We start from the raw sequence: 25646 nt of genomic DNA, 5'->3' as shown, positions 1-25646 counted from the left end.
CTTCACTGATCAAAGTGCCGCATGCCTCAGCTTCATCCGTTCGCCAACCTTTGCAAACAGCGCGGCATTGCCGCTCGTCTACCTTCGCAAGTGGCAGCGCGTAACAGGAAATGACAAATGACCTCTTAGATCTGTCAAAGTTTGCGTTAACCGTGGAATTCCGTATACTAATAGATAGGAATCATGCAGGAGCTACTTACTAATTGAGGTGACAGAAGTGGACGAATTGAAACAAGCCTATGAAACATTAGGGCTGCCAGAGCTTGCGGCCAAAGAGGAAGTGGAGAAGCGCTATACGACGCTTATGCGTCAAGCCCGCTCCAGAGCGCAGCAGAAGAAGGCCGACGCGGGGAATGCGGAGGATTCATTTGCGAAGATTACGCAAGCGTACCGGCTTATTTTAGAGTATGAGGATCGTAAGCTGACGGATGCATTCAACGAACAGGAATACGGCAAGTACAAGAAGATGGCCGGACAAGCTCAAAAAATGGACCATTTCTGGCGCTATTACAGGTTCCACACGCTCGGCGCCATTGCAGCAGTAGCACTTATCATTTATGGGGTTATCAGCTTTATGAACTACCGCGAAGAGCAGGAGCGGCTCGCAAACCTGCCGCCGGTCGACTTGAGCGTTTCCTTTATGGGAAATTACATGCTGAAGGAAGACGCGCCTAAGGAAGAGCCGATTGAAAAAGCACTTTTGACAGCGTTTCCCGAATGGAAAAGATTCACCTCCATGTTGACCTTCGTTCCTGCAGACCAGCAAGCGCAATATGCTTATATGCAAAAAGCCGTGCTCATCCTAGCAACCGAGCATCCGGATGTTTACATTATGGACCGGAGTATTTTTGAGTGGGTTGGCACGCAAGGCGTCCTAATGAACCTCGACAGTGACGTGAACGGAGAGCTTAAGCCGCTGATGAAGGACGGGCTTGCGCAGAAGCTGAAGACCGATGAAGATACGGAAGAGCATGTGTACGGCATCGACCTAAGCAGCAGCGCCCTCGTTGATCAAGTTCCGCTTTACAAGGAGAGCATGATCATCGGGATCCGCCTTGACAGCAAAAACCCGGAAAAAGCAAAGGAATTTATTAAAAAATATTTAGCGACAATTAAGTAGCTATATTCAAATAAGCCCGATTTCCGCAGCCATCTAGTTGATGAATGCGGGAATCGGGCTTTTTTTATTGTTAAGCTAGCTCTCGCCCAAATGCTTCCGGACAATGCTTTCAATATGCTGCAAATGCTGCTTCATTCGGTCGGCCGCAAGCTCGGAGTCCTGCTCCGCTATCGCCTCGAATATCGCGGAATGCTCTCTATAGAGACGCTCCGCCACAGCTTCGTTTGCGTATAGCTCAACCCGCCTGATATCATGGATCGCCGTTTCGATGTGATTCATAATCGACTCGAATAAGCGCACCATGATGGAGTTGTGAGTAGCTTTGGCAAGCGTCAAATGAAACTGGAGATCTAATCTCTCGCCTTCGGCCTCGTCGTGAGCAGTATGCTTCATCTCTTCGATTAGATCACCTAACCGCTTCAGATCCTCATCCGTACGCTTTACAGCTGCTATTGCGGCGTTCGACACTTCCAGCGATTCGCGAGCCTCCAAAAGTTCGAGCACCGTTTTGCGGTTCAGGCGGAGAGATGCCAGCTCAGGAATCTCCATATCGACCGGCGCATTGCGAATGACGCGGCAGCCACCGCCCTGCCGGATGTCGATTAGCCCCATCGCTTTAAGAGCGCTTAAAGCCTCTCGTGTCGTCGAGCGCCCGACGCCAAATTGCTCGGACATCTGCTTCGTAGAGGGCAGCTTATCTCCCACCTTCAGCTTGCCGTCCATAATGAGCCGCTTCACCTGTTCGGTAATCTCCTCGTAATGATTGCGCTTCGACAGCTTCTCTATTTCTAATGACGGCATGCCCTGTCACCTCCCAAGCGTAAACGGCGCCCGCCGTCCTGCAACGGCGTAGCCCCATTCCTATATTAATTAATTTAATGCTGCCCGACTATCAGTGCATATACGATACCCGGCCCATGTACGCCGATGGTCAGATCATTCTCAATATCGGAGGAACGGCTTGGCCCGGAAATAAAGTGAATACCGGCCGGCAGCTGCTCTCGTCCCGCGTCATCGAATGTTTCGAGCACCTCTCCGAGTCTCGTTTTCAACCGTTCGATCGGGATAATAATAAAGAGCACCGTCGGCAGCAGACTGACGGAGCGGCCTTTATTCGAAGCCGACAATACCGTAACCGAGCCTGTATAGGCGACGGCATGATCCGCGATCACGATTCCAAAATCCGCTTCAGCTGCGCGCGCGCGCCAGTATTGCTCGGCATCCGTATTCCATACCGACACCTGTACGTCCGTAAGCGAGCCTTCAAGATCGAGTGCATCCAGCTCTGGCTCGTTTTGACGAACGACGTATTTGGCGCTCATTTCACCAGCTTTCTGTACGATAAAGGACTTCACTTCATCCATCGTTTGAAGACGGGCTACGTGGCCGCCTACGGAGAGGAAATTGTCGCTGAACGCCTGAGTCCGCTCCTCTTCCGTCCATTCGAAAGCCTTCCAGAAGTCAGGCGCGCCCCGGAACGGATGCTGCGGCTTATGGGTCATTCTCGGATGTCTCAGCTTGGCAGCGATATCGTTCATAAAATGCTCCTGCTTCACGCGCGACTCCGCCTCAAGCTTCTCCAGCCACTCCTTATGCGTATCAGCCATGACCGTGTCCTCCTTTACCCTGCTTCTCTTCAAGCTCGCGCATGCGCACCAGCTCCTCCATCCGATTTTGCATCGACGGCTCCATCTGCTTGAGGCCCTGCTTCAGCTCCTGATCAAGCGTATTCCAACGCTCGCGGAACGACTCCTTCGGCAGGCTGGGCGTAACGCGGTACGTATTCCAGCCTTTGAGCGGGCCGAGCTTCGTCTTGATGACCCCGCTGCGGACGACAAGCTTCTGCCCTAGCTTACCTAGCCGAAGCACGCCGCCCAGGCGCGAGGAATTACCCATGACGGTAGCGAAGCCTTGCATGCCAATAGATTCGATTTTGCTGCCGTTCCCGCTCTCCACCTTGCGCCGTCGTAAATAAACGAGCATATCATGAAGCGGTATTTTGACCGGACAAGCCTCGTAGCATGCGCCGCATAAGCTTGAGGCGTTCGCGATATCATCCCATTCGGCGATATTTTTGTTCAAGGAAGGCGTTAGCACGGCTCCAATCGGACCGCTGTAGGTGCTGCCGTATGCATGGCCGCCGATGTGACGGTAAACAGGACATGCATTTAAGCAGGCGCCGCAGCGAATACAATTGAGCAGCTCTTGAAACTCAGGATCGCCCAGCTGCAGCGAGCGGCCGTTGTCGATAATGATGATATGCATTTCGTCCGGACCATCCGCATCCTCGGTGCGGCGCGGTCCGGTAATGCCGGACATATACATCGTCAGCTTCTGCCCGGTTGCCGAGCGCGGCAGAAGTGTAGCCATAACCTCCAGATCAGACCACGATGGAATAATACGCTCCATGCCCATCAGCGTAATTTGCGTCTTGGGAACGGTAGTCACCATGCGGGCATTGCCTTCGTTTTCAAAAAGCACCATCGACCCCGTCTCCGCAATCGCAAAGTTGCAGCCCGTCATTCCGATCTCCGCTTCCAGAAACTTCTCGCGCAGCTTTTTGCGAACGAAGCCTGCAAGCGCCGTTGTATCTGGAGGCAGTGTATATCCCGCTTCCTTGGACAATAAATCAGCAATTTGATAGCGGTTTTTATGAATGGCCGGAATCACGATATGGGACGGCATTTCGCCTGCGAGCTGAATAATGTATTCGCCCAAATCGGTTTCTACTGCTTCTATGCCGATGGATTCAAGCGCATGATTGAGATGCAGCTCCTCCGATACCATCGATTTCGATTTGACGACTGACTTCGCATTCGCATGCTCCGCAATATCAAGCGTGAGCTTAACGGCCTCCTCGGCTGTATTCGCAAAATGCACATGAACGCCGTTCGCCCGGGCATTGTTCACAAACAAGTTCAAATAATAATCCAGATGCGCGATCGTATGCAAACGGATTTGCTTGCCGCGCTCCCGCCACTCTTCCCAATTCCCGTGCTCGTCCGTCGCTTTTTTCTTCCCGTTACGCAGCCGCTCCGTCGTAAATCGCACCGCTTTGCGCAAAAATTCGTCATTGAGGGCAAGATCCGCTCTTGCTTTTACGGTTGCCTCGCTCTTTGATCCAGCCATCTTATTTCACCCCTTCGTATAGAAGCTCCGCCAAATGCATGACACGAACGGGCTCGTTGCGATAGCGCAGGTTGCCGGCAATATTGAGCAGGCACGCCATATCGAGTCCAACTAACACTTCCGCTTCCGTTTCCAGCACATGATCGACCTTCTCCGTCACCATCGCCCCTGATATATCAGCCATTTTGACCGCGAACGTTCCGCCAAAGCCGCAGCAATCCTCCGCGAATGGCAGCGGCACCAGCTCGAGTCCCTTTACGTTCTGAATAAGCGCGAGCGGCTCGTCCTTGACGCCGAGAATTCTGCTGCCATGACAGGATGGATGGTACGTCACCTTGTGAGGAAACGCCGCGCCGACATCCGTAACGCCGAGCACCTGCACCAGAAACTGAGTAAATTCATACGATTTGCTCTGCAGCCTATTCGCGCGCTTCAGCATAACCGGATCATCCTCAAACAGCTTCGGATAGTGGTGAATCATTCCCGTACAGGAGCCTGACGGTGAAATAACGAAGTCGCTGTCTTCAAAAGCATCCAAAATCGTTTTCGCCGACTCCCTCGCTTCCTTCCAATAACCGCTGTTAAAAGCGGGCTGTCCGCAGCAGGTTTGCACCGCCGGAAACTGCAATGATACGCCATACTTTGCCAGCAAACGCACCATGGCTTCACCGACCCTTGGATACAGTGCATCGCTTAAGCAAGTAATAAATAATGAAACCTTCATTCCCGCACCCCTTCCGTCACTCATACAACTATTTTATCAGGTTATCAGACAAGTTTGTTAAAAAAAAGGCGCTGCGCTTCTGCTGAAGCCAGCGCCAACTATCCTCTATACCGTTTTGATGAAAATTTGCTTTTCCTTTAGCTGCAGCAGCAGCTCCGGGGATAGACGCCCATCGGTAATAATGGTATCGACATCGCTCATATCAGCCACATGCGTAAACGCTTGGACACCAAATTTGCTGAAGTCGGCGAGCAGAATCACCTGATCCGCCATGCCTACCATTTTGTGCTTGATGCGTGCTTGCAGCTCATTCGACTCGCTTATGCCGCGCTCCAAATGAACGCCCTTGCACGAGAAAAACGCTTTATCTACATGATACGCATCGAGGGAACGCTCTGCCAGCGGACCGACATAGGACAAGGAACGCGAGGCCAGAATGCCGCCGGTCGAGATGACCTCAATCTTTTCCTTGCTGCTTAGCTCCATCGCAACTTTAATGGAATTGGTAAGCACCGTAAGCGGAATATCCGGCATGCTTGCCGCCATATACCAAGCGGTCGAGCTGGCATCGAGCAAAATGCGATCCTTCGGCTGAATCATTTTAACCGCTTCCTCCGCAATCCGCTTCTTCTCGTCCGCATGCGTAATCTCCCGCTCAAAGTACGGAATTTCCGGCTGCTGATCCTTCACGCTAACCGCACCGCCATGGGAGCGGCGCAACCGTCCGGCTTGCTCCAAACGGTCAAGGTCCCGCCGGATTGTTTCCTCGGTCACCTGACATAGCTCGCTCAGCTCCGTTACCCGGATGCTGCCTCTCTCATTAACCAGCTGTACAATTTTGTCGTATCGTTCCTGGACCAGCATAGCGTACCTCTTTCTAACTTATATTTGAATTCGCCGTTTAAACGATTCCCGTCTTTTGTTTAAATAAACCGTATGCGTTCTCCCAAGCTTCACGCTGCTCCGGCTCGTACACATCAACCGGGAATGACTCCCGGATGACCTTGCGCGCTTCCCAAATATCCGCAAGCTTGCCGCTGGCAATCCACTGCACGATCATGTTGCCGATCGCGCTTCCTTCCACAGGACCTGCCCATACCGGTTTGCCGATCGCATTCGCGGTCCATTTGCACAGCAGCGTATTCTGAATACCGCCTCCAACCATATGAAGACCGCCGAAAGTCTTGCCCGACAATTGCTCCGTAAGCTCAAGCACGCTGCGGTACTTCAAGGCTAAGCTCTCCAAAATGCAGCGAACAATAGCTCCTGCGTCCTCGGGTGCCGTCTGGCCCGTACGCACGCAATATTCTGCAATTCGAGCCGGCATATCGCCAGGATGAAGAAATAAAGGATCATCAGGATCAATAAACACAGTGAACGGCTTCACCTCATCGGCCAACTTAACTAATTCGGGAAAGGTGTAGGAAATTCCTGCCCGCTCCCACGAACGTCTGCATTCCTGCAAAATCCATAGACCCATAATGTTTTTCAGCAAGCGAAAGGTATGATAAGCGCCGCCTTCATTCGTAAAATTCAACTGCTGCGCCAGTTCGTTAATGACCGGCTCTTCAACCTCGGTTCCCATGAGCGACCAAGTGCCGCAGCTTAAGTATGCAAACGACCGGTCAAGCGCAGGTACAGCCGCAACCGCTGAGCCTGTATCATGCTCCGCTACCGCATAGACAGGAACGGAATCGATGCTTAGCTCCTCACAGAGGGACGGGCGCAGGCTGCCAGCCTTTGCTCCCGGCTGGACAACCTTGCCGAACAGGTCCGGCGAGATGCCGATCGCGCGAATCAGCTCTTCATCCCAGCTGCCCGTTACCGGATTATAAAGCTGAGTCGTCGTTGCATTGGAAAATTCATTAAACATTTCGCCGGTCAAAAAATACCGGAGCAAATCGGGAATCATCAGAAAATGCTTCGCATCCCGCAACAGCGGCGAATCAGCTTTCTTCAAGGCCGCCAGCTGATAAATCGTATTAAACGGTAAAAACTGAATGCCGGTCCGCTCGAATATGCGTAGTGAAGCCAGCTTTTCCACTACCTCTTCCATGACGCCGTCCGTATGATGATCGCGGTAATGGTAAGGATTTCCAAGCAACTCTCCATTGCTCCCGATTAAGCCGAAATCGACTGCCCAAGAATCAATAGCTATGCTGTCCAGCTTGATGCCGCGGTGCTTCACCTTAAGCAGCCCTTGCTTCAGCTCATGAAGCAGCCGTAAAATGTCCCACTGCAGCCGGTCGCAGGCCAGCACCGGATCATTCGGGAACCGGTGCAGCTCCTCGACCTCGATTTTGCCGTCATTCAGTCGGCCGAGCAGCGCCCTTCCGCTGCTCGCCCCGAGATCGTAAGCGAGGATGGTCACCAGCTGGCACCGCCCTTGCCTCTCACCAATATGTCTTTGCCGTAGCTGCTGCTCAAATAAGCTTTCATCGGATCAAGCGACAAGCCCTGCTCTTCGCGGATCGCGTGCAGCAATGGCGTTACATCAAATTCGAATGCGCGGCGGACAGCATCCTCGGCGCCTAGAACGTCATTGCGCTCAGCAGCCTCGTTTACTTCGTCATGGTTAATGAGCAGCGCCTTCGCGTATTGCGTTTGCACGTTCAGAACGGAACGCAGCATGGCCGGAATTTTATGCTCAATATTGTGCGATTGGTCGATCATATAAGCGATGTTCTCAACATTAGTGCGAATGGCGGAATCCGAGTCGCCTGCAGCGCTTAGAATTTGATAGAAAATCAAGAACAGCTCATACGGATTAACGGAACCGACGATCAGATCGTCATCCGCATATTTACGGCTATTGAAATGGAAGCCTCCGAGACGCTTCTCGTCAATTAAGTAAGCAACGATATGCTCGATGTTTGCGCCCGGCAGGTGATGGCCTGTATCTACAAGCACCTCCGCTTGCGGTCCAAGCTTTTGCGCCAGGTTGTAAGCCATGCCCCAATCCGCGAGATCGGTATGATAAAAAGCAGGCTCGAAGCATTTGTATTCAATAAGCATCCGCATTTCCGGCGTCAATGCATTGTACATTTCGGTTAAAGCCTCTTGCATCCAAGCTTTGCGCTTACGGATATGGCCTTGACCCGGATAGTTCGTGCCGTCAGCGAACCACAAGCTAAGATCGCGCGAGCCGGTCTCCTTGGCGATATCCACGCATTCCACTAAATGAGCTGTTGCTTTCCGGCGTATCGCTGCATCCGAATTCGTTACGCTGCCGAGCATGTAGTCGTCATCCTGGAACAGGTTCGGATTGACCGCTCCAATAGACAGTCCGAGACTTTCCGCATGGCTTCTTAACTTGCCGTAATTCTCTACTTTGTCCCAAGGAATATGAATAGCTACCGAAGGAGCAAGTCCAGTCAGGCTATGCACCTGCGCTGCATCCTCAAATTTCTCGAACGGATTGCGGGGAACGCCTTCCTTCTGAAACACTTTGAAGCGAGTGCCGGAATCGCCATAGCCCCATGATGGCGTCTCGATTTTGAGCGCTTTCAATCTCGACTTCACTTCATCTATATTAATGCCTCTTGCTTGCTGCTGCTCTTCAAAAAACGCATATGCGCGGTCGGACATTACGGACACCCTTTCACATGTTTGATTAATTATTTCAATGGATATGCCATCGTTGACATCAGCGTGTTCTCCGCTTGCGTCGAGTCTAGACGGCTATATTGTACGATTATCGGAATATCGCTCAGCAGCTCGATGGCATAAGGAACGCCGATTGGAATCGGCGCCCCTTCCTTCATCAACGAACTGGTGCGTATATGCTTCGTGCGTCTGCCCTTTACGACAACCATAATATCTTCCATCGGCTCGCGATCCTCGAAAAATATCGTAAAGCGGATAAGCGCTTCTTCCGAGGAGCAATTCAGCACGCATACCGATTCATGGCTGGTGAGCGCTCCCGTGCTATCCGGCGGAATAAAACCGTCGGGTATATACCACTGCTTTTCGCCACGCGCTAGAAACATATTGTTCACCGCCTCCTAACGAGTGAACGCTGCAGGCACGCCGCCGTCAATCGTCAGCATGCAGCCTGTCGTTTTGTCCGCCTTGGAGGATGCGAAGAATGCAATGCCTTCAGCAATGTCGCGCGGATAAATGTTAACAAGCAGCGTCGTGCGTTTACGGTAGTATTCTTCCAGCTGATCCGGTTCAATACCGTAAGCCGCAGCACGCTCATTGCGCCAGCTGCCGTTCCAAATCGCCGAGCCCTGCAAAATCGCATCCGGCAAAATCGTATTCACGCGGATGCCGAACTCGCCGCCCTCAGCTGCAATGCAGCGTGCCAAGTGTGCTTCAAGCGCTTTTGCAGCGCTGTATGCAGAAGCATTTTTCCCAGCGTACACCGAGTTTTTCGAGCCGATGAATACCATGTTACCGCCGATGCTTTGCTGCTTCATCAATTTAAATGCTTCGCGTGCCACGAGGAAATAACCCGTTCCGAGCACGTTCATGTTCAAGTTCCATTCCTTAAGCGATGTTTCATCGAATGGGCTGGATGTCGCAAGACCTGCGTTGTTGACGATAATGTCTACTCCGCCGTATGCAAGCGCACACTCCGCATAAGCTGCAACAACCTGCTCCTCGCTCGTTACATCCATTTTAACAGCTGTCGCACGGTGATCACCGTATTTCTCGTTAATTTCAGCGGCAACCTTTTGCGCGCCTTCAAGGTTGAGGTCTGCCAGCACGACATGCGCGCCTTCCGATACTAAGCGGCGTGCCGTTTCGCTGCCGATACCGCCAGCGCCGCCGGTAATGAAGGCAACCTTGCGGGAAAATTCCGTTTCAGCAGGAGCAAGCGACAATTTGTAAAGCTCAAGCGGCCAGTACTCCACGTTGTATGACTCGTTCTCGCTGAGCGATACGAAATCGCCGAGTGCTGTTGCGCCGCGCATTACCGCGATCGCACGGTGATAAAGCGCGCCGCTCACTTGTGCCATTGCCCAGCTCTTGCCTGTATTGATCATGCCGATGCCCGGGATAAGAATAACGCGGGGCGCTGCTTCGAACATAACGTCGCCTTCGTTTTTATTGTAGTCAAAGTAAGCTTTATATTGTTCCTTATAAGCCGCGATTCCTTCCGTCAGCTTCGCTTTCAAGCCATCGATGTCCTCTGCATCAGGCGTCCAGTCAATGAACAATGGAACGACTTTCGTATGCACCAGATGATCCGGGCAAGCAGCGCCCACCTGGGACAATTGCGGTGAATGCTGTCCGCTTACGAACGCAAGGACATCCGCCTCATCATCAAAGGTCAAAATCATTTTTTTCGCATCGCTGACTGCGCCGCGAATCGTCGGCATAACTTGTGCTGCCACGCTTCTGCGAACATCCGCTTCCAGCACCCCGTGCTTCACGCCGCCGAACAACGATGCTTCGTCAAAGCGGGATTCAATGAACGCTTCTGCTTCGGAAATAATTTTGATCGTTTGTGCGTAGCATTCCTCGCTCGTCTCGCCCCAAGTCACAAGACCATGCTTCTCCATAAGCACAAGCTCCGCATTCGGGTTTGCGAGAACGCCTTCCGCTATCATTTTCGACAGGTTAAAGCCGGGACGAACATAAGGAACCCATACGAAGCGGTCGCCGAAAATTTCTCTCGCAAGCGCTTTGCCGTTATCCGCGCAGCACAAGCTAATAATGGAATCCGGGTGTGTATGATCCACATGTTTAAATGGAAGGAAAGCATGCAGCAGCGTTTCTATGGATGCACGCGGGTGCTTCGAATCGATCATACAGTTGACCAAGTAGGCAACCATTTCTTCGTCCGGCATTTCGGAGCGTTCGAACAATGGACGAATATCATCCATACGCAAACCGGTAAAGTTGCCTGCCTTCATCGAAGCCAAATCCGAGCCGCTGCCCTTTACATACATGACCTCAACGTCACGGCCGCGGAAGTCCTTCACAGTTGTTTTGCTGGACGTGTTGCCGCCGCCGTAATTGCAAACCCGGCGATCTGCGCCAATAATGTTGGAGCGATAAACAAGCTCTGCCAGTCCGCCTTCAAGCTGTGCTGCTTTTTCGTTTTCCCATAAACTTTGTACCATGGATATACCTCCGAATTTTGTTTTGTTTTTGTTTGAATCGATCATAACATATTTGTTTATTTTTGAATATATATTTTTCAAACACAAACGGAAATGAAATCGTGAGTAAATTGCTTTTACAAAAGCAAAACAAATAAATACAAGGATTTTCTTCCGCTAAAATGTTGTAAACATAAAATCAGATCGTTTCTAATCGATTGTGTTCTTGGGTTTTTTTGCAAAAAAAAGATGCCTCACAAGGTCAATGAGACCTAATGAGGCACCCTTTTTACAGCTCGAACATAAAGCTGCCATTATTATAGACAGCGCAGCGTCACTTCAATATCTTGATTGTAGTTTCCGAAGCCTTTGCCGAACAGCGTGACTCCGCCGCAGTTTTTCGCTGTGGCGCTGCATGAAATCCGAAACAAAATTTCTTTGTCGTAGGCCAGCATTAGCTGATCAATAGTAATGTCCGACACTTGAATGCCATCTATGAAGGAGCCTTGCTTGTTGACGCGAATCGTCTTTATTAAGCCGTGATGAATGTTTTTGTACCACCATTCCGGCGTATATGTGCCTCTCGTGCTGCCAAAATCACCCGGATAGGTCCATGTGCCGATACAGGCGCCGTTTACCATAAAAGAGATGTCGGATGGCAAATGGCTGACGCTGCAAGGTGTTTCCGAGCAAATCTCCATTGAAATTTCAAGCGATTCCGGCGTTTCATTATTAACCATGTAATTGGGAATCCGATATTCTACGTAGCCGGAGCCAAACCACAGCACCTTTGCGCTCACATGCTCCGGATCGGCAAAATACCGCGGATCATCGCACATGCCGATCATTTGGGTATCAGACGCAAGTCCGCAGGTCGGCTTGATCTGGTACGACGAATAATGACCTACCGGGAGCGAAACGGTATAGCGCTTCGACTCGTCCATGGCCGGTACACTTTTGAATATAAGCATAGCTTGTGTTAGCTGCAAATAACAAATCTTTTGCATGCCGCGCTTGCCCGCCACACTCTCGCAGCGTACAATTCCTGCTTCCTCCAGCATATGAATATGCCTCGTTACAATAGGAGACTTTATATCTAGCGCTTGCGACAGGCTTTTAATATTCATCGGTTGAACGCTAAGCAATTCGATCATTTTTACCCGGGTTTGTGATGAAAAGCATTCTAGAAACTTCATATTTCGGCTGCTTACTTCCACTTCCATTGCTGCTGCCCCTTTACCTCTATCTAATTGCCACTCATTATATAACTAATAAGTTATCCTTTCAATGCTTGTCTTTCATTTCTCTTGACATTTATATTTGATTTCACTAAAATAAACGGCGTATACATAACTTACAAGATATTTAGTTACTTTTTTAGTTATCTAATTATCCTTAGGAGGTAAAAGATGAACTCATTCCAGTTTGTAAACCCGACTCATATCGTTTTTGGCGAGGGCACCGCCAGTCAAGTGGGCCAATTAGCCTCAAAGTACGGTAAAACCATTCTTCTCGTTTACGGCTCAGGCAGCATTAAAAAAACAGGCCTGTACGATAAAACGGTCGGCCTTCTTCATGAAGCCGGCATCAAGGTACATGAGCTTCCCAATATCGAACCAAACCCGCGCCTATCCACAGTAAATAAAGGGATAGACATTTGCCGCACAGAAGGCGTTGATTTCATTCTAGCCGTTGGCGGCGGAAGCGTCATCGACGCAGCCAAAGCGATTGCCGCAGGCGTCCTCTATGAGGGCGACGTATGGGATTTCTTCACAGGCAAAGCAGTGATCGGGAAGGCGCTTCCGCTCGGAACGATTCTGACGCTGGCTGCAACCGGGTCAGAAATGAACGGCAACTCCGTCATAACGAACTGGGAGGAGAACCTAAAGCGCGCTTTCGGCAGCCCTTATACGTATCCGAAATTTTCGATACTTGATCCAACGCTTACATATACCGTGCCCCGCAATCATACCGTTAACGGCGCCGTCGATATTATGTCGCATGTCTTCGAGCAATATTTCAGCTTAACCGAAAATACGCCGCTGCAGGAGCGCTTCTGCGAATCCATCCTGCAAACGGTCATCGAAAATGTAGAGATTGCGCTTGAGCAGCCGGAGGATGCCGCTGCCCGCGCTAACCTCATGTGGTGCGGCACGATGGCATTGAATGGCGGACTCATCAGCGTCGGCATGACCAATGATTGGGCTTCGCATGGCATTGAGCATGAAGTAAGCGCGATCTACGATATTCCGCACGGTGCAGGGCTTGCTGTTATTTTCCCTAACTGGATGAAATACGTGCATGAGGAGCGGATTGACCGCTTCGTTCAATTTGCGACTCGCGTATGGGGCGTGAATGCGGAAGGCAAAACGGACAATGAAATTGCTCTTGAAGGTATTCAAGCGACACGGGACTTCTTCACGCGAATCGGCGCCGAGTCACGTCTAGCCGATTTCGGGATCGGAAGCGACAAGCTGGACCGCATGGCTGAGGAAGCCGTCCGTTACGGCGCCATCGGTTCATTCAAGCGTCTAGAGCAACAGGATGTTAAAGCCATTTTAGAATTGTCACTTTAATTGGAGGTCATTTATAAATGACGGTAGCACGAACGGAGTCCACCACATTAAGCAATGGCGTGAAGATGCCATGGCTGGGCCTTGGCGTATGGAAAGTTAAAGATGACGGCGAAGCGGAAAGAACCGTAACCTCTGCTATCGAAGCAGGCTACAGAAGCATTGATACGGCAGCAGCTTATAATAATGAAGCAGGCGTTGGAGCCGGCATCCGCAACAGCGGCATCACGCGTGACGAAATTTTTGTTACGACAAAGATTTGGAATGCGAATCAAGGGTACGAATCCTCGCTTGCGGCATTCGAGGAAAGCAGACGAAAGCTTGGCGTCGACGTCATCGATCTGCTGCTCATTCACTGGCCTGTCAAAGAGAAGTATACCGAAACGTGGCGCGCGCTTGAAAAGCTTTACCGTGACGGCTATGTGCGCGCAATCGGCGTCAGCAACTTCCAAGTTCATCATTTGCAGAATATCATTACGTCCGGCGAGTTTATTCCGATGGTCAATCAAGTGGAATATCATCCTCTGCTTACCCAACAAGAGCTTCGCTCCTTCGCAAAGAGCAGCAACATTCAACTCATGGCTTGGAGCCCGCTTATGCAAGGAAACCTGGATCAGAGCGTCCTGACAGAGATCGGCGCCAAATACGGCAAATCTCCTGCTCAGGTTGTGCTGCGCTGGGATCTTCAGAATGAGGTCGTTACGATTCCAAAATCGATTAATCCGGTTCGCTTGCAGGAGAACGCCGATATTTTCGACTTTGCCTTAACGCCAGAGGAAGTCGCTCAAATTAGCGCACTTAACCGCAATCACCGTTTCGGACCAGACCCGGACAACTTTAATTTCTAATCCTTTCGCCATACAAAATAGGGCAGTCCGCATGTAGTTGATTCTACATGAGGGCTGCCCTTTCCAATCGATAAGGTATTTATTTCGTGTTGTAGGCCCGAAGTAAAGTGTAGCGGTTCAGCCTCACTTGATGAGCTTCCTGCAGGCTGCGCTGAAGCAGCTCCGCATCGACGCCCAGCTCCTCTGTCGTAGACGGTCCGCCGACCTGCTTCAGCCATCCTCGGATCGTCATCTCGTCCGGAAGGGCAGCAATCGCCTCTCGAACCTTTTTCGGGTTAGCCGTGAATGAAAGACCCGACTCCTCTGCTGCAAGACGGTGATAAAGCTTGGAAATTTCCGCGCACGCTACGCCGACCTTCGCGCCATGCAGAAGCTGCCTTTTGCCAAGACGAATATATTCCATTTCCCAGAAATGCGAAAGATGATGCTCTGCGCCCGACGCCGAATGCGACTGGCCGAACAGCAGCATAGCCAGGCCGGACTCTATTAGCGCTTCTATTAGAATTCGAATGCCTTCCTGGTCGCGGCTTGCAATTTGCGGGGCATGCTCCACGCATTTATTAAGCGCAATCCGCGTAATTTCAGCTACCTCTGCGGAATAGGGCTCACCGCCCTCCGACGCGCCAAAGCTCCAATCAAGCAGTGAAGTATATTTGCCGAGCATATCGCCAAAGCCTGCCGCTACCATCGCAGCAGGAGCATTCGCAAGTATTTCCAAGTCTGCAAATATCGCATCGGGGCCAATGGCGGCAATCGTCTTCTTCTCGCCGCGAATAATGATCGGAGCGCCCTTGGAATTAAAGCCGTCCACGGACGGCGCTGTCGGTACGGATACGAATGGAATGCCCGCTGTGTAAGCGGCATACCTGGAAATATCATGGATCGTTCCCGAGCCGGCCGCAATGACGACCTCTGCTCTATTTTGCTGAATATCAAGCAGAAGCTGCACGATCGACGCTTCGTCGGCAATGACATCGCCTTGCCGGTCAGGCTTTATAAGTGTGACGTGTAAGGAAATGCCAAGCGCTGCTATTGCTTCTTCCAGCTTTTTCCCTGTGATTTCGTAAGTAATCGCGTCCGCCGCGACAATGACCCGGCTGTAACGCTGCTCCTTCAAATAAGGAGCAACCGCTCGGACGGCACCCGCTTCAACCAGCAGCGGATTAATTTCAATCGAACGTAATGTTTCTTCATCGAATCCTACGGCAAGCTGCTTGACTCTATCCATTAGTAATGACAATAATTACGCCTCATTTCGTTATAGATATGCTTTATTTTGCTCTTGCGATGCGCTGCTTGTCAACCATCGTTATGCTGCCGCCTTCCTCACGCAATCAATATTCTCTAAGTGATCCTCCACCCGATTTTCATGCATGTCTGTGCAAAGCAAAGAAGGTGCATTAGCAGCCTGCGCTACTAATACACCCCCTACAGCTATTTGGCCGCTGCCTCCTTCATAAAGTCGGCGATCAGCACCTTTTGGCCGGTTTTAGCGCTTTCGAGAGCGGCGAGAACCATTGCCATGCTGTAAATATTGTCGCTGCAATCCGTTTCCGGCTTACGGCCTTCCTCAAGCGACGCGAACATATCATCCAGGCAGCCCTTATGAAAGGTGTTCGCCATTTCAGGAAGCTGCGTTTCTACCCGCTCGTAATCACGGATGAATTTGCCGGTCTGATCGCCGGCAGCCACGATCTCCGCATACGGATTCCCATGACCGTCCCAAATCGCGGTGCCATGCTCACCGGTTACACGCCAAGCTGCCTCCCATGAAGTAGGCGCGCCCTCCGCGCACCACGAACCGCGATAATTAAATACAGAGCCGTCGGACATTTCATAGATGCAAATCGCCATCGCATTTCCTGCATACCATGAGCCGGGAGGATTAAACTCCAGGCAATAAACGGATACCGGATTAGCGCCTGCGATATATCGCGCCTGGTCGAAGGTATGAATCGCCATGTCCAGCAGCAGCGGGCTTTCCATCGCATCGCGGAAGCCGCCAAAATGCGCGCCTAAAAAGAAGTCTGCGCCCACAAATCCCGGCTTGCCGATCGTTCCATCCGCAATCAGCTTGTGAAAGGCGCGTATGCGCGGATCAAACCTGCGATTTTGCATAACGGCATGTGTCCTGCCCGTCTCCTGCGAAAGCTGCACGATAGCATTGCAATCGCTCATCGTCTCGGCAAGCGGCTTCTCACCAAAAACATGGCATCCGAGCTCTATTGCAGCCGTACTGATCGTATAATGGCTCGCCGGAATGGTGACATCAAATACGAGCGTAGCCCCTGTCTCAGCAATTGCTTGCTTAATATCGGTAAAGGTTGGACAATCGAGCCCCTTGCGATCAGCCATTGCCTGCGCAAATTCTTCTTTGATATCGACAAGCCCAACGATTTCTGTATCATCCCTGTCCTTGGCATAGTCCACCCAAGTATTCGCCATGCCTCCGCAGCCGGCGACGACCACCCGATGCTTTATTGTCATGTTTCTCTCTCCTCGCTTCTCGTTTTGTTTCATTAGACTGGATTCGGAACAAAATCGCCGCCACGGCAGCGCTTCAAATAGTTAAGGGCATGCACCTGTCCCGTCATTTCCAGCTCACCCTTGTAAACCGGATCATGCCAGCCTTCAATATCGATCGTTCCCTTGTAGCCATTCTGTCTCAAAATCGTAATAATATCCGACCAGTTGCTGTCGCCGAAGCCAGGCGTCCGATGCCATACAAACTGCTGCTTACTGTGCACGCCATGCTCTTTTACAATATCCCAAGCAATCGTTGCGTCCTTACCGTGTACGTGAAACACCTTGTTTACCCATTTGCGCAGCTGCGGAATCGGATCGATTAAGCTGACCATTTGATGGCACGGCTCCCATTCCAGTCCGATATTGTCTTCCGGCACCGCATTAAACATAAGCTCCCAGGCTGTCGGGTTATGCGCAATATTCCAATCGCCGGCTGCCCATGTGCCGCCCATATCACAGTTTTCAAAAGCGATCCGCACGCCTTTATCCGCTGCTCTGCGCGTCAGCTCGCCGAACACTTCCTTAAACCTTGGAATCGATTCATCGATCGGTTGACCCGTCAGCCGTCCAGTGAAACCGGATACAATATCAGCTCCGAATAAATGCGCATGATCGATAAGGCGCTCCCAGCTGGCAAGCGTATCTGCGTTATTGCCTTCGCCTGTCAGCGGATTTCCGAAAACGCTTACAGCAGGCACTACAAAATCATGCTCGTCCGCAAGCGCTCTTAACCGCTTAGCCATTTCCGCAAGATCCGTGCTGCCTGTCGTTTGCCAAAACGTTAAATTAAACGATTCGAAACCATGCTTCACAATTTGCGGGATGACATGATCTGCGTTTCCTCCGCCTACAAGCGTTCCGATGCGTAATTTGTTTTCCATCCTTGTATATCACTCCAATATTGGCGTATAGTATTGCTAACAACTTCATTATAGCCAGGAGTTTAACACAATTCTCTACACAATCTTGCGTAAAACTAGTCGAATCTTGTGATGGTGGTGCAGAAGATGACATACCCTAAGGAGCTATGGGAAAATACCAGGCTCGAGCATAAATCATATCCGATTCAGCTGTTTCAAAATCGCTGTCATGATGTAAAGCCAAATGATTGCATCCTCTATTTGCATTGGCATGAGCATTTCGAAATCATCGTCATGAGGGAAGGCAGCGCATTATTCCATATCGACAGCCGCCCTTATATCGTTAATACCGGAGATGTCATCATCATACCGGGCGGAGGACTTCATGTCGGCTATGCGCTTCGTTATGAAAATGTCCATTATGATTGCGTCGTCTTAAACGCTTCTCTCTTCAACGACTGGGTCCATGATCCCGTGCACGCTCAGTTCGTCGCTCCTTACCTCGAGGGACGCCTTCATTTTCCCGTCAAGCCGTCGGAACAGGATGAGACCTGCCTCCGCTATTACCCGCTGCTTGACGAAGCGATAGCCGAGCTTGCCGCGAAGCCTCCTGCCTATCAGCTCGTCGTGAAGTCAAAGCTGCATGTCCTGTTTACGCTGCTTTCCCGCACCTTTATGGAGCAGCAGCTTGCAGGTAAACCGGCGGAGCCTTATTTCGTTAATCGCGATCGCTTTAAGACGCTTATTCAGCGCATCGAATCGGATTTTTGCGAAAAAATATCGATCGAGCAAGCGGCCAAGCAGGTCAGCCTAAATCCTTACCATTTCTGCAAGCTGTTCAAAAAACTGACCGGCCGCACCTTTGTCGAATACGTAAACGTAAGCCGCATGAACGAGGCCGAGCGGCTGCTCCGCGAAAGCAATAATACCGTCACCGAAATCGCAGCTCAGGTCGGCTGCGAGAATCCGAACTATTTTACGAAGCTGTACAAGCAGTATAAAAGCATGACGCCTTCGCAAGCGCGGAAGCAATAAGGGAAGCAAAGCAAGCAGGGCAAGCAAGGGAGGTTCGTGTGCTTCCCTTACTCTGCAGGTTCAATAGCTACAGCCGCCCTCTTCCGTCATCCAGATATGAGCAGCAAGCAAACGAGTACGAAGCCAAAAGCGTTCCGCTTGCGGTACCGCGCCAAGTAAGTCTACTAAAGGCTCTTGTAACTTCCAATATTTCCTTTATACTAAATTGAAATTCACGTATTGGAGGAATTTATTGTGACTGTACTGCATACGGAAAGGCTAACTCTTCGACAATTAGAAGCAACTGACGCCGAAGCTCTGGAATTATTAATCAATGACTATGACGTCGCACGTACAACTTTAAATATCCCTTATCCTTATCCCAAAGGCGGGGCTATGGCTTTTATTAATCATCGGGCTATGGTTTCCAAAAAAGGGGAAGGGTACACTTTTGCCATTATAAATAAAGAGAAAGCGGAATTTATGGGAACGATCGGCATGCAGCTTGACCATAAAAATAACAGAGCCGAGCTGGGTTATTGGCTGGGAAAACGCTTCTGGAACCAAGGCTACGTTACAGAAGGTGTCAGACGCATTACTCAATTTGGCTTCGAAGAGCTTAAGCTGCATAAAATTCATGCAGCGGCAATGACAAAGAACCCCGCTTCATCAAGCGTAATGAAAAAGATTGGAATGCAATACGAAGGCACCCTCCGTCAGCATTTTCTGAAATGGGACGCATATGAGGACGTCGATTATTACGGGATTTTGTACGAGGATTATATAAAACTTACTACTTAAAACCATTACCTATTCCGAATTAATTGGACAGTCATCTTGATTATCATAAAGAGAGTTTCCATTTCATCAACATTGCAAACGACAAAAAAAGGCCGCCTCCGGTTATAAACCGTGAAGGCGGCCTTTTAAAACTTTATAAGTAATCTAGTCTAAGAATAATGGCTAGCTATCCTTAATAACGCCCTTCTTCAAAATCAGGTTGGCGTAAAGCGCGCTTTCCCCTGTCGCGATTATCGCATAAGCCTTCTTCGCCCGCTCATAAAAAGCGAAGCGCCCCACCTGCTCGAACGGCTCCGATAGTCCGGTGTGCTCCTCGATAATTGAACGGTACTGCTCCCAAATCGGGGTTTGCACCGTATCTCCCGGAACGACCTGCATGAGCGCAGCCGGCTTCGCAACATATTGATCAAGCGGAAACAGCCGCAAAATGGCGTCAAGCAGCTCGGGCACATTATGTCCGTCAGCACGGATCAGCCGCTCTGCGTGACTTGCCGCCGGAAAGTTGCCGTCCGCCAGCACGATTTCGTCGCTGTGTCCCATTTCACTGAGCACCTTGAGCAGCTCGGGAGAAATCAGTTTCGATATGCCTATTAGCATGATTACCTCTTCCTTTCGTCAATCCAGCTTGAATTAATAAATGGATAAAACCGCTAAACTGCCTAAAGACGCTCAAATCTCTCAAATGCGGCATTCCACTCCTCCGAATGCTCAGGAGCATATTCCTCAATTGGAAACGACCCGGCTACAAGCGTGCGCGCCTCCTGCAGATTGGCGCATTTTCCTAGTGCGACAAGCTGCATCAGCATGTTGCCAATCGCGCTTGCTTCCACGGGTCCTGTCCAGACGGGACGGCCGATGGCGTTCGCAGTTAGCCGGCAGAGCAGCTCGTTCTGAATGCCGCCGCCAACCATATGCAATCCGCTAAACGACTGCCCGGTCAAAGCTTCCATTTGAGCAAGCGCCTGGCGATACCTTAGCGCGAGACTTTCCAATATGCAGCGCGCGATTTCACCAGCCGACTGCGGAACCGGCTGCGACGTTTCCCGGCAAAAGGCTTGAATGCGGCCAATCATGCCGGACGGCGCATAGAAGGACGGATCGTCGGGATGAATAAGACTGCGAAACGGCTCTGCGCTGCCCGCTTGCACGACAATTTCGGCAAATGATATTTCGTGTCTTTGCTCCTCCCATTCCCGCTTGCATTCCTGCAATATCCACAGCCCCATAATGTTTTTGAGCAGCTGATAGGTTCCAAAGGCTCCACCTTCGTTAGAGAAATCTAACGCCTGCGCCTCCGGCGTCACAAGCGGACTCGCAAGCTCCGTACCGATCAGCGACCAAGTACCGCAAACGAGATAAGCAAATGCGGAATCGCCAGCCGCAGGAACTGCCGCCACCGCCGATTCGGTATCATGCGTTCCTACTGCAACAGCAACAATTGGCGGAACATCAAGCTCCGCGCATACCTCATCCGTTAACGGGGCAATCTGCGTACCGGGATGAATCGGCTCAAGAAACAGCCCGCTCGGAATACCGAGCTGCTCCATAAGCTCCTTATTCCACCGCTGTTCCTTTGGCCGGTAAAGCTGCGTAGTCGTTGCCATCGTAAACTCGCACACCTTCTCGCCTGTCAGGAAATACGCAAGCAAATCCGGAGTAAGCAGCAGCGTGCTGGCCGCCGCAAGCTTTGGCGAAGCCGCTTTCTTCATCGCATACAGCTGGTTTATGGTATTGAAGGGCATAAACTGCAAGCCGCCTTGCTCATATAAGCGGTCTTTGCCGATTAGCTCGTTCAGCTCTTCCAATATTCCTTCCGTTTGCGGATCGCGGTAATGATAGGGGTTGCCAAGAAGCTCTCCATTCGCATCCAGCAGCCCGAAATCCACGCCCCAGGTATCAATGCCGAACGTTTGCGGCGCGTAGCCTTCTTGGAAGGCTTTGCGGATGGCAGCCTTCAGCTCCTGCAGCAAGCGTAAAATGTCCCAGTGCAAATGTCCGCCAACTGCAATCGGCTGATTCGGAAAACGATGAATTTCCGTCACCTGCAGCTTATACTGTCCGCTTGCCTCTTCCGGTACCAGCTCGCCGATTAGCGCTCGGCCGCTGCTGGCGCCCAGATCGAATGCGAGCACGGTCGCAAGCTTCGTCATGCTTAGATCCTCCCTTAAGTAAGTGCTGACGCCGACCTAAAGCGACGGTCGATCACTTCATCTTTTGCAGCAATTCAATACGGTATGCTTCGCTTTCAAGCGATGCGATTTCTTCAAATTCTTCCTTCGTCAGCACCTTCGGCTCACGAATCGCCTTGGCGATCAAATAAATTTTCGTGCTTTCTTCCACAACCTCGGTCCGGTAGTAGGCCTCGCGCAAATTGCGTCCAGACGTAACAAGGCCGTGATTGCCGAGCAGCACCGAGCTAGCTGTATTCACCTTGGCCACATAGGCATCGGCAAGCTTATCCGTCGTTGGAAGAACATAAGGAACATACACGGTTTTGCCGACAAGCGCCGCTTGGTCAGGGAACATGATGGGCAGCTCCTGCTCGACTAATGTGAATGCAATACAGTAAGGCGGATGCGTATGAACGATAGCCCCGATATCCGGATTGGCCCGATAAGCATAAAGATGCATCAGCACCTCGGAAGACGGACGAAGACCGATATCCGTCATTTCCCCCGTCTCAATATCCACCTCAACCCACTGATGCGGCTCTATCTCATCCAGCGCGAAGCCGCTTGGCGAAAGATACATTTTGCCTTCGAATTTAGCGCTTATGTTGCCGCCTGGACCGACAACCAGCTTGTTCGTTACCGTCTTGCGCGCATACTTGCAAAGCTCGTTGCGAATGTCCGTGCTGCTCATTGTAAAACCTCCCATTTATTTATAGATCGGCCCGAAATTTTGACAAGCACGGTAATCGGCGCTCTCCGAATTAGCTGTGCCGAACAGTCCCCATGCCCGCGGGCGGAATACGCGCTCCTCTGGAACGTTGTGCATATTGACCGGAATCCGCAGCATCGAAGCGAGCGTAATTAAATCGCCGCCAATGTGTCCATAGCTGATCGAGCCGTGATTCGCGCCCCAATTGTCCATCACTTCATAGACCGAGTGGAAAGCACCCTCGCCGGTTAACGTTGGAGCGAACCAAGTCGTCGGCCACGTCGAATCCGTACGCTTATCGAGCGTATCATGCACATCCTCCGGCAGATCAACCGAATAGCCCTCCGCGATTTGGAGTACGGGTCCGATTCCTTTAACCAGGTTGATACGCGACATTGTCATCGGCATGCCGCCGCGCGTTAAGTAATCGGATGAGTAGCCGCCGCCGCGGAAATATTCAACGGAGGCCGGACGCCATGAGGTCGCATCCAGGCATTGCTGCGCTTCCTGCTCGGAAATTTCCCAGAAAGGCTTCATCGCTGGCTGGCCATCCTTCATTTGCTCACCGGTGCCGTCAAGCGTTGCAGGTCCGGAGTTGATAAGGTGAAGCAAGCCGTTCTCCGCGGCTCCGGTCAGCTTATGACCCGTTACGCGCTCTACCGATTCCGGGCTCCAGTACGTACGGACATCGGCAAAAATTTGCGCCGTATTCGTGAGTAGGTAACCGAACAGCATAACCGCGCCGTTCAGGCTGTCATTTTCCGTCGCCACGATATAAGGCGCTCTAATGCCGTTCCAATCGAAGGAGGAGTTCAGAATCGCTTCCATGAAATCGCCGTTTGGAAAATGGTCCGTCCACTGCCGCTGGCCCTGGAAGCCAGCTGTGATCGCATTATGTCCAAATGCCTCCTCGCCGAAGCCGAGCTCGGCGAGCTGCGGATTGCCGACCATTAAATCGCGCGCAATTTGCGTCATTTGGATAACCGTTTCCCAATCGCTGTCCTTCCGCTCTCTTGACGTTTGGATGCCGGCAGGATTGTTGTCCGGCCCTTCCTTACAGTTTTCTTTCACCCAAGAGAGCGCTTTCTCGAATTCCGCTGTATCATATATTTTCTCGTCCATACGACGGACGAATTCGGTCATATCGATGTATTCAGTGCGCATTCCTAGATATTCTTGGAAGAATGCATCGTTCACGATCGATCCCGCGATACCCATCGATACGGAGCCCATCGACAAGTAGGATTTTCCGCGCATGTATGCGACTGCAAGCGCTGCTTTGGCAAACCCGAGCAGCTTGTCTTTGACGTCGAACGGAATGGAGGTATCGCCTGCATCCTGAACATGCTCGCCGTAGATCCCAAACGCCGGAAGACCTTTTTGCGCATAGCCGGACAAGACGGCAGCCAAATATACAGCGCCAGGGCGCTCTGTTCCGTTAAAGCCCCAAACAGCCTTCGGAATCGAAGGCTCCATATCCATTGTCTCGGTCCCGTAGCACCAGCATGGCGTTACCGTTATCGATACCCCCACTCCGGATTTGGCAAATTTATCAGCGCACGCAGCCGCTTCAGCCACTCCGCCAATGCAGCTGTCCGCAATAACGTATTCGACCGGCTCGCCGTTCGGATATCGCAAATGCTCCGATAAAAGCTGAGCCGTTGCGATTGCCATGTTCATCGTCTGCTCCTCTAACGATTCGCGAACCCCTTTCCGTCTGCCGTCAATGGTTGGACGAATGCCGATCTTAGGAAATCCGGATTGGAAACGCAAGCTAGTGTCCGTCATGAATAAAACCTCCATAAAGTTATATTAATGTTACCGATAACCTCAAAATAACAATAATAAGGCTTGCTGTCAATGCCTACTTTTCTGTATGATAGAAACAATGATTTAGCGATAAGGGGACAAGGATATGGTAACGATATATGATGTAGCGGCCAAGGCAAGCGTATCCGCTATGACCGTCTCCAGAGTTATCAATAACACTGGCAAAATAAGCGAGAAAACAAGAGCAAAGGTAAAGCGCGTCATGGAGGAGCTGAACTATGTGCCGAACCAAACGGCGCGCAGTCTCGTACTCCAACAGACCAAGCTGCTGTTTCTGTTGATAACCGATATTATGAATCCCTTCTATACGACGCTCGCGCGCGGTGCGGAGGATGCCGCCAAAAAATCCGGCTACCGCCTGCTGTTCGGCAACAGCGATGAAAGCCTTGAAAAAGAGTCGGATTATGTGACGACGATATTAACGGCGCGCGTTGACGGCGTTCTGGTCGCTCCGGCCGGCGATCCGTCATTGCCGCATATGGAATCGCTGCGCAAGCATAACGTGCCATTCGTGCTGCTTGACCGTGAAGTGCCCGGCATCGAATGCGACATCGTGCTCGGCGACAGCAAGGAAGGCGCCCGGATGCTCGTCGAGCATCTGGTGTCTCAAGGTCATCGCCGCATTGCGATAGTGAACGGCTCCCCGTCAATCTCCAGCGCTCGTTTAAGGCTGCAGGGCTATCAAGACGGGCTAAAGCTGAATGATATAGCATTTAATGATCGTTATGTATACGAAACGAGCTTCGGCCCATTGAACGATTTAACGGAAATGGAGCATTGGATCGATCAAATGGATCCCCCACCTACCGCTATTGTTGCGGGTAATAACGTGCTTGCGGTTGAAGTCATGAGGCTGCTTCGCGGACGAGGAATAAGCGTGCCCGATGATATGTCTATCGTTTGTTTTGATGATTTGGGTCCTTACTCGGAAATCGAGCCGTTCCTTACTGTTGCTGCTCAGCAGGCTTATCAGTTCGGCTACATGGGCATGAAGATGCTCATTGAGCGCATTCAGGAACGCGAAACAGCGCTGCCGTGGAAAAAAATCGTTTTACCCGCTGACTTAATGATCCGCAGGTCGGTGAAGAAGATCACTCCGCTTTAAACGATCTTGCTTCTTGCTCGCAAAAAAGTGCCTAAAGGCTATCCTCAAGGTACCAAACGGTATCAAGATTCAGATCTAAAGTCTGCTTGTGCGCTTTGAACTTTCCCAGATCGTTTTCCTGCAGCAAGTCATCCGCATCCAGCCATAAAATATACTTAAACAGCCATGCTTTGAGAGTCAAAT

23 protein-coding genes are annotated in these 25646 nt (G+C 51.1%); 6 read left to right on the top strand and 17 right to left on the bottom strand.

Features of this window, described 5'->3' with window-relative positions; genetic code table 11:
* The first annotated feature begins 217 nt into the window (after positions 1-217).
* Positions 218-1120, top strand: a complete 903-nt coding sequence (locus ASG81_RS04495; protein ID WP_155971209.1) for a J domain-containing protein — start codon at positions 218-220, stop codon at positions 1118-1120.
* Positions 1121-1195: 75 nt separating this feature from the next.
* Here ASG81_RS04495 and ASG81_RS04490 read toward each other — a convergent pair whose 3' ends face one another.
* From ASG81_RS04490 to ASG81_RS04445, 10 genes are all read right to left on the bottom strand, one after another.
* Positions 1196-1921 (bottom strand): FadR/GntR family transcriptional regulator, encoded by a 726-nt coding sequence (locus ASG81_RS04490; protein WP_056629637.1) that lies wholly within the window; start codon positions 1919-1921, stop codon positions 1196-1198.
* Between the two features lie 74 nt (positions 1922-1995).
* Positions 1996-2727, bottom strand: coding sequence for a LutC/YkgG family protein (locus ASG81_RS04485; RefSeq protein WP_056629635.1), 732 nt, complete (start codon positions 2725-2727; stop codon positions 1996-1998).
* Positions 2720-4249: a LutB/LldF family L-lactate oxidation iron-sulfur protein gene (locus ASG81_RS04480; protein WP_056629633.1), complete on the bottom strand. Its 1530-nt coding sequence runs from the start codon at positions 4247-4249 to the stop codon at positions 2720-2722. The genes ASG81_RS04485 and ASG81_RS04480 overlap by 8 nt, the downstream gene beginning before the upstream one ends.
* A gap of 1 nt (position 4250) precedes the next feature.
* Positions 4251-4973 carry a (Fe-S)-binding protein gene (locus tag ASG81_RS04475; RefSeq protein ID WP_056629631.1) on the bottom strand — a complete coding sequence of 241 codons (723 nt, stop codon included), beginning with the start codon at positions 4971-4973 and terminating at the stop codon, positions 4251-4253.
* 105 nt (positions 4974-5078) lie between these two features.
* Complete coding sequence (locus ASG81_RS04470; RefSeq protein WP_056629630.1) at positions 5079-5837, bottom strand: DeoR/GlpR family DNA-binding transcription regulator; 759 nt, start codon at positions 5835-5837, stop codon at positions 5079-5081.
* 37 nt (positions 5838-5874) lie between these two features.
* A complete protein-coding gene (locus tag ASG81_RS04465) occupies positions 5875-7344 on the bottom strand; it encodes a rhamnulokinase (protein ID WP_056629628.1) in 1470 nt (489 codons plus the stop codon).
* Complete coding sequence (rhaI, locus tag ASG81_RS04460; RefSeq protein ID WP_056629626.1) at positions 7341-8561, bottom strand: L-rhamnose isomerase; 1221 nt, start codon at positions 8559-8561, stop codon at positions 7341-7343. The genes ASG81_RS04465 and rhaI overlap by 4 nt, the downstream gene beginning before the upstream one ends.
* A gap of 29 nt (positions 8562-8590) precedes the next feature.
* Positions 8591-8962: a sensory rhodopsin transducer gene (locus ASG81_RS04455; RefSeq protein WP_056629624.1), complete on the bottom strand. Its 372-nt coding sequence runs from the start codon at positions 8960-8962 to the stop codon at positions 8591-8593.
* A gap of 15 nt (positions 8963-8977) precedes the next feature.
* On the bottom strand, positions 8978-11047 hold the full coding sequence (locus tag ASG81_RS04450; protein ID WP_056629622.1) for a bifunctional rhamnulose-1-phosphate aldolase/short-chain dehydrogenase: 2070 nt from the start codon (positions 11045-11047) through the stop codon (positions 8978-8980).
* Positions 11048-11343: 296 nt separating this feature from the next.
* Positions 11344-12249, bottom strand: a complete 906-nt coding sequence (locus ASG81_RS04445) for an ArsR/SmtB family transcription factor (RefSeq protein WP_056629620.1) — start codon at positions 12247-12249, stop codon at positions 11344-11346.
* A gap of 186 nt (positions 12250-12435) precedes the next feature.
* Here ASG81_RS04445 and ASG81_RS04440 point away from each other — a divergent pair, with 186 nt between their 5' ends.
* The gene (locus tag ASG81_RS04440; RefSeq protein WP_056629618.1) at positions 12436-13602 is read left to right on the top strand and encodes an iron-containing alcohol dehydrogenase; all 1167 of its coding nucleotides are present in this window, start codon (positions 12436-12438) and stop codon (positions 13600-13602) included.
* 17 nt (positions 13603-13619) lie between these two features.
* A complete protein-coding gene (locus ASG81_RS04435; protein WP_056629616.1) occupies positions 13620-14447 on the top strand; it encodes an aldo/keto reductase in 828 nt (275 codons plus the stop codon).
* 79 nt (positions 14448-14526) lie between these two features.
* On the opposite strand, the gene ASG81_RS04430 is transcribed toward ASG81_RS04435, so the two are convergent.
* The 3 genes from ASG81_RS04430 to ASG81_RS04420 all read right to left on the bottom strand — a co-directional run bounded on the left by ASG81_RS04430 (position 14527) and on the right by ASG81_RS04420 (position 17854).
* Positions 14527-15687, bottom strand: coding sequence for a sn-glycerol-1-phosphate dehydrogenase (locus tag ASG81_RS04430; RefSeq protein WP_056629613.1), 1161 nt, complete (start codon positions 15685-15687; stop codon positions 14527-14529).
* Positions 15688-15881: 194 nt separating this feature from the next.
* Positions 15882-16934 carry a Gfo/Idh/MocA family protein gene (locus ASG81_RS04425; protein WP_056629612.1) on the bottom strand — a complete coding sequence of 351 codons (1053 nt, stop codon included), beginning with the start codon at positions 16932-16934 and terminating at the stop codon, positions 15882-15884.
* A 32-nt stretch (positions 16935-16966) separates the two neighbouring features.
* Complete coding sequence (locus ASG81_RS04420) at positions 16967-17854, bottom strand: sugar phosphate isomerase/epimerase family protein (protein ID WP_056629610.1); 888 nt, start codon at positions 17852-17854, stop codon at positions 16967-16969.
* Positions 17855-17980: 126 nt separating this feature from the next.
* Between ASG81_RS04420 and ASG81_RS04415 the strand changes: the two genes are divergently transcribed.
* Positions 17981-18868 (top strand): helix-turn-helix transcriptional regulator, encoded by an 888-nt coding sequence (locus tag ASG81_RS04415; RefSeq protein WP_056629608.1) that lies wholly within the window; start codon positions 17981-17983, stop codon positions 18866-18868.
* 234 nt (positions 18869-19102) lie between these two features.
* Positions 19103-19648, top strand: coding sequence for a GNAT family N-acetyltransferase (locus ASG81_RS04410; protein WP_235548727.1), 546 nt, complete (start codon positions 19103-19105; stop codon positions 19646-19648).
* A gap of 162 nt (positions 19649-19810) precedes the next feature.
* Here ASG81_RS04410 and fucU read toward each other — a convergent pair whose 3' ends face one another.
* The 4 genes from fucU to ASG81_RS04390 all read right to left on the bottom strand — a co-directional run bounded on the left by fucU (position 19811) and on the right by ASG81_RS04390 (position 24316).
* On the bottom strand, positions 19811-20245 hold the full coding sequence (gene fucU / locus ASG81_RS04405; RefSeq protein WP_056629606.1) for an L-fucose mutarotase: 435 nt from the start codon (positions 20243-20245) through the stop codon (positions 19811-19813).
* A 62-nt stretch (positions 20246-20307) separates the two neighbouring features.
* Entirely contained in the window at positions 20308-21798 is a 1491-nt protein-coding gene (locus ASG81_RS04400) for a rhamnulokinase (RefSeq protein ID WP_056629604.1), read from the bottom strand.
* A gap of 52 nt (positions 21799-21850) precedes the next feature.
* Positions 21851-22510, bottom strand: a complete 660-nt coding sequence (locus tag ASG81_RS04395) for a class II aldolase/adducin family protein (RefSeq protein WP_056629602.1) — start codon at positions 22508-22510, stop codon at positions 21851-21853.
* Between the two features lie 15 nt (positions 22511-22525).
* Entirely contained in the window at positions 22526-24316 is a 1791-nt protein-coding gene (locus tag ASG81_RS04390; RefSeq protein WP_056629599.1) for an L-fucose isomerase, read from the bottom strand.
* Between the two features lie 127 nt (positions 24317-24443).
* Between ASG81_RS04390 and ASG81_RS04385 the strand changes: the two genes are divergently transcribed.
* The gene (locus tag ASG81_RS04385) at positions 24444-25463 is read left to right on the top strand and encodes a LacI family DNA-binding transcriptional regulator (RefSeq protein WP_056629598.1); all 1020 of its coding nucleotides are present in this window, start codon (positions 24444-24446) and stop codon (positions 25461-25463) included.
* Positions 25464-25646: the final 183 nt, after the last annotated feature.

It is taken from the genome of Paenibacillus sp. Soil522, assembly GCF_001428245.1.
In the GTDB taxonomy this organism is placed as follows: Bacteria; Bacillota; Bacilli; order Paenibacillales; family Paenibacillaceae; genus Pristimantibacillus.
The sequence above is the reverse complement of the archived record's forward strand: the minus strand, read 5'-3'. Positions and strand labels throughout refer to the sequence as shown.

What these genes read in the sequence shown, in the direction of transcription:
- ASG81_RS04480 (WP_056629633.1), bottom strand. Translation starts at nt 4,249, where the DNA reads ATGGCTGGATCAAAGAGCGAGGCAACCGTAAAAGCAAGAGCGGATCTT.
- ASG81_RS04445 (WP_056629620.1), bottom strand. Translation starts at nt 12,249, where the DNA reads ATGGAAGTGGAAGTAAGCAGCCGAAATATGAAGTTTCTAGAATGCTTT.
- ASG81_RS04470 (WP_056629630.1), bottom strand. Translation starts at nt 5,837, where the DNA reads ATGCTGGTCCAGGAACGATACGACAAAATTGTACAGCTGGTTAATGAG.
- ASG81_RS04390 (WP_056629599.1), bottom strand. Translation starts at nt 24,316, where the DNA reads ATGACGGACACTAGCTTGCGTTTCCAATCCGGATTTCCTAAGATCGGC.
- ASG81_RS04440 (WP_056629618.1), top strand. Translation starts at nt 12,436, where the DNA reads ATGAACTCATTCCAGTTTGTAAACCCGACTCATATCGTTTTTGGCGAG.
- ASG81_RS04485 (WP_056629635.1), bottom strand. Translation starts at nt 2,727, where the DNA reads ATGGCTGATACGCATAAGGAGTGGCTGGAGAAGCTTGAGGCGGAGTCG.
- ASG81_RS04395 (WP_056629602.1), bottom strand. Translation starts at nt 22,510, where the DNA reads ATGAGCAGCACGGACATTCGCAACGAGCTTTGCAAGTATGCGCGCAAG.
- ASG81_RS04475 (WP_056629631.1), bottom strand. Translation starts at nt 4,973, where the DNA reads ATGAAGGTTTCATTATTTATTACTTGCTTAAGCGATGCACTGTATCCA.
- ASG81_RS04415 (WP_056629608.1), top strand. Translation starts at nt 17,981, where the DNA reads ATGACATACCCTAAGGAGCTATGGGAAAATACCAGGCTCGAGCATAAA.
- ASG81_RS04400 (WP_056629604.1), bottom strand. Translation starts at nt 21,798, where the DNA reads ATGACGAAGCTTGCGACCGTGCTCGCATTCGATCTGGGCGCCAGCAGC.
- rhaI (WP_056629626.1), bottom strand. Translation starts at nt 8,561, where the DNA reads ATGTCCGACCGCGCATATGCGTTTTTTGAAGAGCAGCAGCAAGCAAGA.
- ASG81_RS04420 (WP_056629610.1), bottom strand. Translation starts at nt 17,854, where the DNA reads ATGGAAAACAAATTACGCATCGGAACGCTTGTAGGCGGAGGAAACGCA.
- fucU (WP_056629606.1), bottom strand. Translation starts at nt 20,245, where the DNA reads ATGCTAATAGGCATATCGAAACTGATTTCTCCCGAGCTGCTCAAGGTG.
- ASG81_RS04385 (WP_056629598.1), top strand. Translation starts at nt 24,444, where the DNA reads ATGGTAACGATATATGATGTAGCGGCCAAGGCAAGCGTATCCGCTATG.
- ASG81_RS04455 (WP_056629624.1), bottom strand. Translation starts at nt 8,962, where the DNA reads ATGTTTCTAGCGCGTGGCGAAAAGCAGTGGTATATACCCGACGGTTTT.
- ASG81_RS04450 (WP_056629622.1), bottom strand. Translation starts at nt 11,047, where the DNA reads ATGGTACAAAGTTTATGGGAAAACGAAAAAGCAGCACAGCTTGAAGGC.
- ASG81_RS04435 (WP_056629616.1), top strand. Translation starts at nt 13,620, where the DNA reads ATGACGGTAGCACGAACGGAGTCCACCACATTAAGCAATGGCGTGAAG.
- ASG81_RS04425 (WP_056629612.1), bottom strand. Translation starts at nt 16,934, where the DNA reads ATGACAATAAAGCATCGGGTGGTCGTCGCCGGCTGCGGAGGCATGGCG.
- ASG81_RS04490 (WP_056629637.1), bottom strand. Translation starts at nt 1,921, where the DNA reads ATGCCGTCATTAGAAATAGAGAAGCTGTCGAAGCGCAATCATTACGAG.